Source organism: Helicobacter mesocricetorum (genome assembly GCF_900198605.1).
In the GTDB taxonomy this organism is placed as follows: domain Bacteria; phylum Campylobacterota; class Campylobacteria; order Campylobacterales; family Helicobacteraceae; genus Helicobacter_D; species Helicobacter_D mesocricetorum.
This window is the reverse complement of record NZ_FZPJ01000018.1, coordinates 59080-67680: the sequence shown is the minus strand read 5'-3', so window position 1 is coordinate 67680 and position 8601 is coordinate 59080. Positions and strand designations below refer to the sequence as shown.

Below are 8601 nucleotides of genomic sequence, written 5' to 3'. Positions count from 1 at the left end.
AATGGCACAAAGGCAACAATACTTTTTCAAAAATATTGCAAAAATCTAGGATTTACCCTAAAGATTGAAACTCACCCACATTATAAAACTCTCATTCCTTTAGAATCTCTTATCCCTAAATTTACAACAGAGATTCATATCTTTTCTCTGCCCTCAACAAGTCCAGCCAATGCGAGATATAGCCTTGATAGCCTCTTAAATGCGTGGAAAGTTTTGTTGAGGGTTTAGCAAACTCTTGTTTATCCTCTTTATTAAGAATAGATAGGATTTAAGAAAGATTTTTATTGGCTTCTTGTAATTCCCTCTCTTCCTCTTCTATGGCTTTGATAATTTCCTCATAAGTCTCTAAAGAAAGTTTGGCTTGTTCTTCATCAATTTTACCCATTACATAGCCAATGTGTAAAAGCACATAATCCCCAATGTTTATTTCTTCATTCATTAAATCCAAACTCGCTTCTCGTTGCACCCCTAATGTATCAAGCATTGCAGTATTGGTAGCTTTATCAATAGAAATAACTTTAGAAGGTATGGCTAGACACATAGTTTTTCTCCTTGTTTTCTTTTAAAAAATTACTAAATATTTGCAGGGCTGTTTCTTCATTAGAGAGTAAAAAAAGCGGAATCTCTTTTTTGAGTTTATCTAGGTCTTCCTTGACTTGTTGGACTTTAAAGTTAAAAACTTGTATTAAATCCGATTTTGAGATAATTACAGCATCTGCGCATAAAAACATTGTAGGGTATTTTAAGACTTTATCATCACCCTCTGGGGTAGAGAGCAAGACGATATTCATATTAGCACCCAAATTATAACTTGCAGGGCAGACAAGATTGCCGACATTTTCGATAAATAAAAATTCTTTTAAAGGAGCTGTTTTTTGGAGATTGTCTAAGGCTTTTTGCACCATAGAGGCTTCTAAATGGCAGGCGTCCCCTGTTGTGATTTGATAAGCATTGATTCCATATTTGGCTAATCTTTCCGCATCACGATTAGTTTGTAAATCCCCCTCTACCACACTAAAGTCTAGTAGATGATATTTGGCGAGATTTTCTAAGAGGGTTGTTTTACCACTTCCTGGAGAACTCATAAGGTTAATAGTAAAAATCCCATTATTGTTATAGAATTCCCGAAGTTTCAGTGCTTCCTCATCATTTTTTGATAGGATTCTTTGTGCGACTTCAATGCTTTTTTTGCTTAAAGTTGGGTTATTGATTGTTTTCATTGAGTTCCTTTAGGGGCATTGTAATGATTTTTTTCTAAGAGTTGCATAAAATAAGCTTGTCCAAAACTAATCCCTCCGTCATTGCAAGGGATTTGATGGTTTAAAAAAACAGATTTGTTTTTAAGAAGTTTTAGGGTTAGTGTGGTGAGAATTAGGTTTTGAAAACAGCCCCCGCTTAAGGCTATATTTTGTTGTTTTTGTGTGAGTGTTTGGATGATTTTTGCTAAAGTAAAATGAAAATTGAGTGCGATTTGTTCTTTGGGAATATTATTTTTTAAATCATTACAAATCTCTTGTATCATTATTTCCCAAAAAATAGTTGAATCTTGGAATTTAAAGGTGTAGGCTTGTGGTGTTTTTTTGTTTTGCAGGGCATATTTTGCAAGAGATTCTAAAATCATTCCACCCTCTCCTTCGTAACTAGTTTTTTCTATTGCTCCACAAAGTGAAGCAATAATATCAAAAAGTCTTCCTACTGATTGGCAAAGGGGCTGGTTTTGTCTTTGGTGTAAATGGTAGAGAATTTCTAGGATATTTGCCCCATAATCGTTTTGGAGTGAAGCGATAAAGGGGAGTTTTATTTGGTGATAGTTTGTTTTAAAGGCTACAAAAAGAGCTTCTATGGCTAGTTTTCTTGTGTCTTTAATCGCACTCTCTCCCCCTAGAAGATAAAAGGGTTGAAAATGCCATAAGTGCTTAAAAGTTAGAGGATTATTGGGATTCCATTCTAAAAACTCCCCTCCCCAAATTCTGCCATCTGTTCCATAACCTGTACCATCAAAAATAACCCCCAAAACCTCTTCTTTAATAGAGTTTTCAGCTATATTAGAGAGAAGATGTGCGAAGTGGTGTTGGATAAGGATAGTCTTGTCTTGAGGTTGCACTAAATGCCTTTGGCTATAATTAGGGTGCATATCAAGCCCAAAAGTATGAATCTTTTTTGCGTATTTTGTGGAAAAGAGTTTTAAGGTCTTTTGGAAATTTTCGAAGCTTTGAAGATTGTCTAAGTCTCCTAGATGTGGGCTTAATAAAGTCTTTTTGCTAAAATGAAAAGTAAAAGTTGATTTTTGTTGTGCGCCTAATGTGATGAAGTTAGAAGAATGCTTAAAAGGTAAGCTAACATCGCATAAATACCCTCTAGCGCGTCTTAAAACCTGTGTCTTTTGGCGAATAACCCGCACAAGGCTATCATCAATGGGATTGACAATATCCCGATTATAAAGCAATATGCCATCACAGACATTTGGAAGCTTTTCACAAATTTGGTAATAATCTTTTAATAAAGGTTCTCCACTTACATTTGCGCTTGTGAAAATAAGGGGAAAGTCTAAAGAGGCAAAGAGCAAATAATGCAAAGGCGCATAAGGCAAAATAATACCTAAAGTTCTTAGATTGGGGGCAATAACTTCCAAAGGAAGTGAGGAATCTTTGGTTTGACTTAGGAGAATAGGCGCAATAGGGGAGTTTAAAACCTTAATCTCTTGAGTATTTAAAGTTGCAAATTGTTTTGCCATTTTAGTATCTTTGCACATAATAGCAAAAGGCTTTTTAGGGCGATTCTTATGTTTTCTTAAATTTATAATAGTGTCTTTATTCCTTGCATCACAGACAAGGGCATAGCCACCAATGCCTTTTATGGCTAGTATTTCTCCATTTTTTAACGCACAAATAGCCGATTCTAAGGGATTTTCTAATGTATTTAAAAAGGGAGCAATTTTGGAATCCGGAAGTTTTTGGGGGTTGAAATCTCTAGTAAAAAAAAGCTTGGGTCCGCAATCTTGGCAACAATTAATTTCTGAATGGAATCGTCTTGAGGCTGGATTTTCGTATTCTTTTTGACAGGCTTTACACATTGTGAAATCCGCCATTGCTGTTTTTTCTCTATCATAGGGTAGGGAATGAATGAGACTATATCTTCCTCCACAATCTGTGCAACTTATAAAAGGATAGAGGTAGCGACGATTTTTGGGGTTAAAAAGTTCTTTTTTGCATTTTTTGCAAAGTGCTATATCCGCTGGAATAATGGCACTTTTAAGAGAATTCTCTAGGCTTTTTTTAATTTCAAAGGATTGGAAGTTGGGAGAGGTTTTTAGCTCTTTTTGGCTAATAGAGTCAATCCTTGCAGAGTTTGGAGGGTTTTTTAAGGCTTTTAAAAAAGATTTTAAATTTTTTTCTTCCCCTTGGATACAGAGTTTGACGCCTTGGGTATTATTCAATACATAGCCCTTTAAATGGTATCTGGTAGCTATTTTATAAACAAAAGGGCGAAATCCCACGCCTTGAACGATACCTTTAATGAGAATTTGAAAAGTTTTTTGCTGCATCTCCACACTCTATGATAAAATGCCAAAATTTTAAAAGAATATTTTTTAAAAAGTGATGAAATGTTAAATGGGGTTTATGCTATTAGCGATGAGGTATTAACGCCTTATAAGAATTTATCTGTGATGCTACAAGAAGCTTGTAATGCAGGGATTAGATGTTTTCAATTTCGTGATAAAAAACATAAAGATAATGAGATTCAATCCCTATGTGAAGAATTGCAAAGTCAATGCCAAGAAAATAATGTAATTTTTATTCTTAATGATAGGGTGGAATTAGCCCAAAAAATTAATGCAAATGGCTTGCATATCGGCAAAAAAGAAGATAAATATCCTTATGCACCAGAAGAATTAAGGGATATTCGCAAAAGCTTCAAAGGGATTTTAGGAGTCTCTTGTTATGGTAGTTTAGAATTAGCCTCCCAAGCCAAAATGCTAAAAGCTGATTATATTGCTTTTGGGGCTTGTTTTTCTTCTAAAATTAAACCAAATGCCAAGGAGATTCCTCTTCAATTATTCCAGCAAATAGAAGGGATTGCTCGGTGTGCTATTGGTGGGATTAATGCACAAAATGTTGGGCAATTACAAAAAGTAGAAATGGTGGCTTGTATTAGTGGCATTTGGGTGGGTAATATTAGCGATAATATCTATAATCTCTATAAAAATTGGAGAAAAGCTTAAGAGACTTGTTATAATGCCAAAAAGGAGTTAGAATGAAAAATTTATTTGTAATTTTAGTAACTTATACCCAAAAAATAGAGGTTATTGATGAGATTTTACCCTCTCATAGAGAATATCTAAAAAAGGGTTATGAAAGTGGCAATTTACTTGCAAGTGGTCCTCAAGATCCACGAGTAGGTGGCATTATTATAGGTTGTTTTGCGGATAAGAAAGAGGCTAAAGCATTTACCCAAAACGATCCATTTTGTCTTAAAAATGCTGCGAGTTATGAGATTTTAGAGTTTAATCCTGTATTGCATCATCAATCTTTAAAAGAGTTTTTAAACACACTTAATGAGGCTTAGAGAGTTCGGATTCAAAATAATACCATTCTAATTCTGCAGGAATAGAAACATCCATTATATTCTCTTGTTTGTTTGGTATGAGGGATTTTTTGCTAATTCCATCAATCTTACCACCATTTAAGAAATAATAGGTAACCCCAGAACCCACTCCTGCACCTAGTAAAAACGCATCTGTCTTAGGAGAAATACAACCTTGCAATCCAAGCAATAACAAAAAAGAAAGAATTGTGATAAAGACTATTTTCATAAATAATGTCTCCTGTATAACTAATTTCTTGATATCTTCTAAGCACACTTTATTCCAAAATGCGATAAAATCCTAAATCCAGAACTTATAGTTAGAAAATGGGAAGGCAATTTATGTTTGGAATGGGTTTTTTTGAAATTTTCATCATTGCTGTGGTAGCCATTATTTTTTTAGGTCCTGAAAAATTACCAAAAGCTTTGGTGGATATGGCAAAATTCCTAAAAGCTGTCAAAAAAACAATGAATGAAGCTAAAGAGAGTTTAGATAAGGAAGTGAATTTAAGCAAGATTAAAGAAGAGGCGTTAGCCTATAAAAATAGCCTTACCCAAGGACTAGATAATCTTACCAAAGAGATGGATTTAAAAGAAATTTCTTCGCTTGACTTCTATGAAGAAAAACCCTCCCCTAAAGAAACAACCCCACAAACCTCCTCGCAAGCCCCTTTAATTGTTGATAAAGAAGAGATACAAGTTAAGCCTACCCCTGCAAAAGAAACTCTAGGCTTTAAAAACCCAGATAAAGTTTAATTGATAGCAAAATAATGATAAACCCCATAAAGATAATAAGAAATATTGGTAAAAAGTAGGATAAAAAAACCCAAACGATAAAAAATAGCGAATAATGTTAGGGCATTACAAAGAATAAAAAGATAAAGGTTAGGTGTTAAAGTAATAGTGGGAATATGTAAATTTAGCCATTTTAAAAGCAAGGGGTCTAAAATCCCTCCAAATCCAAAAAAATGTGCTAATAACATACAAGGATAATAGAGGCTAAAAAGAGGTGTTAAAAGCAAGGATAAAAGGGATAAAGGGGAGAAAAGAGGAAAGAAATAATAAATAATAACCCCCATTAATAAAAAGGTGGAAGCATTCAGTAATGCGATATAGAGGAATTTGTGCCAAAGTTTTTTTGGGATTTTAAAATATTTGAAAAATAAGAAAATATATAACACCCCCATACAAGAAAAATAAAAACCAAGAGAAAAAATAAGGCTTGGAAAAAGGGCAACTAGAAGTGCAATGCTCCAAAAAAAGGATTCTAGTTTTAAAAAGTCTAATCCCCTAAAAGTGAGAAAAAAGCCTACACAAGACATTGCTAAAGCTCTAAGATAAGAGGGGGATTGCGTGAGGAAGAGATAATAAAGGATTAAAAGGGTTAAAACTAAAATCCCTATATCAAAGTAATAATTCCGATAAGGAAAATAGTGTTTTTGTAAGGGTTTATACAATAGGCTTAAAACCATAAATCCTACAAAGCTTAAAATGCCTATATGATAACCAGAGATAGCAAAAAGATGAGAGATGCCATAGCTTTGTGATAGCTCTCTCCAAGCAAGGGGCAAGGGGTCAGAGAGAAAAAGCGAAAGATAATATTCACTCATTAAGGGATAAATGTGTTGCTTGGCGATGAAATCACGAATAGGTTTTCTAAAATCCTCCCCTTGCAAAAGGGTGAGGTTAAAGCTTCCCGCATAAAAGCCCTTTAGGAAGTCTAAAAAGCTTACTTGAGAAAAAACCACCCTTAAGCTAATGTTTTTATACTTTAAATCTTTTAAATCTTCTCTGGAGGTTGTGTAAAAGATTCCAAATTTTGTTTGAAGTTTTAATACAAAATAGCTCTTGGAGTTTTTTGTTTTTGTGTATTGGGATAAGACATTAGCATAAATAAGGGGTGTTTTTTGTGATTTTAAAGTATGAAATTGATGGTATTTAAAGGCTAGAGACAAGATTAAAAGACCGCTTAAAAATAGTGCAAAGACAATGCGCTCTTTAGCATTAATGAATAAAGGAGGGGAGAGATTTTTCACCAGACCTTAGTTTTTAGAATTTGCAAATTAAAACATCAAGATTAGAATGCTCTAAAACATCTAATGCAAAGAAACTAACTTTTCCATCTGTAGGCAAGGCAATGAGCGAGGAGTTTTTGCTTTCTGCGACACTTAAAAGGCGAGTATAGGTTAAAATTCCGCTATCTAATACCATATTGACATTATTCTTATCAAGTTCTTTAAGAAATTTTTTGGACTGCTCTTTGGCTTTTTCCTCTGCATTTTTATTATATCTTGAGATTTGCTCATCATTTGCCCCATAATGCCCTAGTCTAATCTCAAAGGGGCGATTAATCATATGGTAAAAGGTAATTTTTATATTTTCGAATAGTTTTTTGGTGATTTTTGCAAGTTTTAGCGAATTGTTCGAAAAATCTGTTGGGGAAAAGGCTTGGATATAATCTGGCAGGGATTCATTTTTAGTTACTAGCACAGGCATTTGGGATTTTTTCACGATTTGCTTGGCAGTAGAGCCTAGTAATATTTCTGTTAAATGATGGTTCTCTCCTGCTGAACCCACGCATAAGAGTTTGCATTCTCTGTCTTTTATATGTTTGCAGATTCCCTTAACGATGGGACCAACATAGCAAAACTCTTGTATAGTAACTTCTGGATTTGGGAAGTGTTCAAGTAGGAATTTTGCTAATGCCTCTTTTCCTGTTTTTTTGTCTTGTTTAGGATTGTGAAAAATAGAATGCTCTACGATATGCACAATATCCAAAGTAGCTTTTGATTTTTTTGCTAAATATAATGCCTTTGAAATAGCTACGAGGCTATTTTGTGAAAAGTCCGTTGCAACAGCGATGCGGTTCTTCATTGTAGGTTTCCTCCCTTTTATAGTCTTAATTTATTATAGCAAAAAAATATCAAAAGCTATAATGTTTTAACTTCCAATCTCATATAGTATTCAATTAGACGATAAAGCCCCCACCTAAAACCTTGTCTTGTTCATAAATTACTAAAGCTTGTCCTGATGCCACGCCATAAGCGGGTTCTTTGAGTTTTGCGATAATGATTTCTTGATTGTTTTTAGAATCTAATTCGATAGTAGCTTGTATTTTGTGGCTTTTATAACGCACTTTAACTTCACAATCTAAAGCCTGATTTTTGGCAAAGAAGTCTTTGGGTAAGGAGAAGTTTAGCGCCTTAACCTCTGAAGTGGCTAAAGATTCTTTAGAACCTACAACCAAAGTGTTATTTTCTGGATTGATTTTTAATACATAATGAGGCGTAAGCGCACCTTTGATAGTAAATCCTTTGCGTTTGCCAATGGTGTATTGCATATAGCCTTTGTGCGTCCCAATCTTGTTTCCCTCTTCGTCCAAGACATCGCCTATTTGCTCGGTATTGTAATGCTTGTTTAAAACATCAATATAAGAATTTTCCACAAAGCAAATCTCTTGTGAATCTTTATAGGTCTCTAAAGTGCCAAGCCAAGGAAGCTCTTTTAGGGCTATGGGCTTAATCTCCTCCTTTTTTTTATCGCCTAAGGGGAAGAGGATTCTAGTAATCCATTCTTGCTTTACTCCAAAGAGAAAATAGCTTTGGTCTTTTGTGCTATCTACTGCTTGAGCGATTTTTCCATCTTTGATTTGTGCGTAATGCCCTGTTGCGACATAATTACAACCTAGCTCATCAGCAAGTCTAAAGGCTATTCCAAACTTTACAAAGGGATTACACATTGCGCAGGGATTAGGGGTTAAGCCTTGTTTGTAAGATTCTATAAAATAATCATAAACGGCTTTTTTAAATAATTCACGCTCATCAATGATTTTGTAGGGGAAGTTTAGAGTCTGGGCGCATTTTTTGATATTGGCTACATAGTAGTTATGCTTTTCCTCTTTGTCGTGTAGTTTGAGATAGATTCCATAAACACTAAAGCCTTGCTTTTGGAGCAAATACGCACAATAGCTAGAATCTACTCCACCACTCATTAGTAATAAAACTTTTTTCATAAGAT

10 protein-coding genes and 1 pseudogene are annotated in these 8601 nt (G+C 34.4%); 4 read left to right on the top strand and 7 right to left on the bottom strand.

The annotated features are described in order from the left end of the window. A pseudogene (locus C6H18_RS05335) lies at positions 1 to 228 on the top strand (hypothetical protein); the annotation flags it as partial. 40 nt (positions 229 to 268) lie between these two features. Here C6H18_RS05335 and C6H18_RS05330 read toward each other — a convergent pair. Genes C6H18_RS05330 through hypF form a run of 3 tightly spaced genes read right to left on the bottom strand, consistent with a single transcriptional unit; the run spans position 269 to position 3544 of the window. Then, positions 269 to 541, bottom strand: a complete 273-nt coding sequence (locus C6H18_RS05330) for a HypC/HybG/HupF family hydrogenase formation chaperone (RefSeq protein WP_104722072.1) — start codon at positions 539 to 541, stop codon at positions 269 to 271. Further along, positions 519 to 1220, bottom strand: a complete 702-nt coding sequence (hypB, locus tag C6H18_RS05325) for a hydrogenase nickel incorporation protein HypB (protein WP_199770136.1) — start codon at positions 1218 to 1220, stop codon at positions 519 to 521. The genes C6H18_RS05330 and hypB overlap by 23 nt, the downstream gene beginning before the upstream one ends. Beyond that, positions 1217 to 3544, bottom strand: a complete 2328-nt coding sequence (hypF, locus tag C6H18_RS05320) for a carbamoyltransferase HypF (RefSeq protein ID WP_104722071.1) — start codon at positions 3542 to 3544, stop codon at positions 1217 to 1219. The genes hypB and hypF overlap by 4 nt, the downstream gene beginning before the upstream one ends. 60 nt (positions 3545 to 3604) lie before the next feature. Between hypF and C6H18_RS05315 the strand changes: the two genes are divergently transcribed. Both C6H18_RS05315 and C6H18_RS05310 read left to right on the top strand, forming a co-directional pair. Continuing rightward, a complete protein-coding gene (locus C6H18_RS05315; protein WP_104722070.1) occupies positions 3605 to 4222 on the top strand; it encodes a thiamine phosphate synthase in 618 nt (205 codons plus the stop codon). A gap of 32 nt (positions 4223 to 4254) precedes the next feature. Next, the gene (locus C6H18_RS05310) at positions 4255 to 4566 is read left to right on the top strand and encodes a YciI family protein (protein WP_104722069.1); all 312 of its coding nucleotides are present in this window, start codon (positions 4255 to 4257) and stop codon (positions 4564 to 4566) included. Here C6H18_RS05310 and C6H18_RS05305 read toward each other — a convergent pair. Continuing rightward, a complete protein-coding gene (locus C6H18_RS05305) occupies positions 4553 to 4813 on the bottom strand; it encodes a hypothetical protein (RefSeq protein ID WP_104722068.1) in 261 nt (86 codons plus the stop codon). The genes C6H18_RS05310 and C6H18_RS05305 overlap by 14 nt on opposite strands. A 113-nt stretch (positions 4814 to 4926) precedes the next feature. Here C6H18_RS05305 and tatB point away from each other — a divergent pair, with 113 nt between their 5' ends. After that, positions 4927 to 5340: a Sec-independent protein translocase protein TatB gene (gene tatB / locus C6H18_RS05300; RefSeq protein WP_104722067.1), complete on the top strand. Its 414-nt coding sequence runs from the start codon at positions 4927 to 4929 to the stop codon at positions 5338 to 5340. On the opposite strand, the gene C6H18_RS05295 is transcribed toward tatB, so the two are convergent. The 3 genes from C6H18_RS05295 to mnmA all read right to left on the bottom strand — a co-directional run bounded on the left by C6H18_RS05295 (position 5337) and on the right by mnmA (position 8596). Further along, positions 5337 to 6620, bottom strand: coding sequence for a ComEC/Rec2 family competence protein (locus tag C6H18_RS05295; RefSeq protein ID WP_104722066.1), 1284 nt, complete (start codon positions 6618 to 6620; stop codon positions 5337 to 5339). The two genes, tatB and C6H18_RS05295, sit on opposite strands and share 4 nt — an antisense overlap. A 13-nt stretch (positions 6621 to 6633) precedes the next feature. Then, positions 6634 to 7458, bottom strand: a complete 825-nt coding sequence (locus C6H18_RS05290) for a universal stress protein (RefSeq protein ID WP_104722065.1) — start codon at positions 7456 to 7458, stop codon at positions 6634 to 6636. Positions 7459 to 7552: 94 nt separating this feature from the next. Continuing rightward, on the bottom strand, positions 7553 to 8596 hold the full coding sequence (gene mnmA, locus C6H18_RS05285; protein ID WP_104722064.1) for a tRNA 2-thiouridine(34) synthase MnmA: 1044 nt from the start codon (positions 8594 to 8596) through the stop codon (positions 7553 to 7555). Positions 8597 to 8601: the final 5 nt, after the last annotated feature.

What these genes read in the sequence shown, in the direction of transcription:
- C6H18_RS05330 (WP_104722072.1), bottom strand. Translation starts at nt 541, where the DNA reads ATGTGTCTAGCCATACCTTCTAAAGTTATTTCTATTGATAAAGCTACC.
- C6H18_RS05310 (WP_104722069.1), top strand. Translation starts at nt 4,255, where the DNA reads ATGAAAAATTTATTTGTAATTTTAGTAACTTATACCCAAAAAATAGAG.
- C6H18_RS05315 (WP_104722070.1), top strand. Translation starts at nt 3,605, where the DNA reads ATGTTAAATGGGGTTTATGCTATTAGCGATGAGGTATTAACGCCTTAT.
- tatB (WP_104722067.1), top strand. Translation starts at nt 4,927, where the DNA reads ATGTTTGGAATGGGTTTTTTTGAAATTTTCATCATTGCTGTGGTAGCC.
- C6H18_RS05305 (WP_104722068.1), bottom strand. Translation starts at nt 4,813, where the DNA reads ATGAAAATAGTCTTTATCACAATTCTTTCTTTTTTGTTATTGCTTGGA.
- C6H18_RS05290 (WP_104722065.1), bottom strand. Translation starts at nt 7,458, where the DNA reads ATGAAGAACCGCATCGCTGTTGCAACGGACTTTTCACAAAATAGCCTC.
- hypB (WP_199770136.1), bottom strand. Translation starts at nt 1,220, where the DNA reads ATGAAAACAATCAATAACCCAACTTTAAGCAAAAAAAGCATTGAAGTC.
- hypF (WP_104722071.1), bottom strand. Translation starts at nt 3,544, where the DNA reads ATGCAGCAAAAAACTTTTCAAATTCTCATTAAAGGTATCGTTCAAGGC.
- mnmA (WP_104722064.1), bottom strand. Translation starts at nt 8,596, where the DNA reads ATGAAAAAAGTTTTATTACTAATGAGTGGTGGAGTAGATTCTAGCTAT.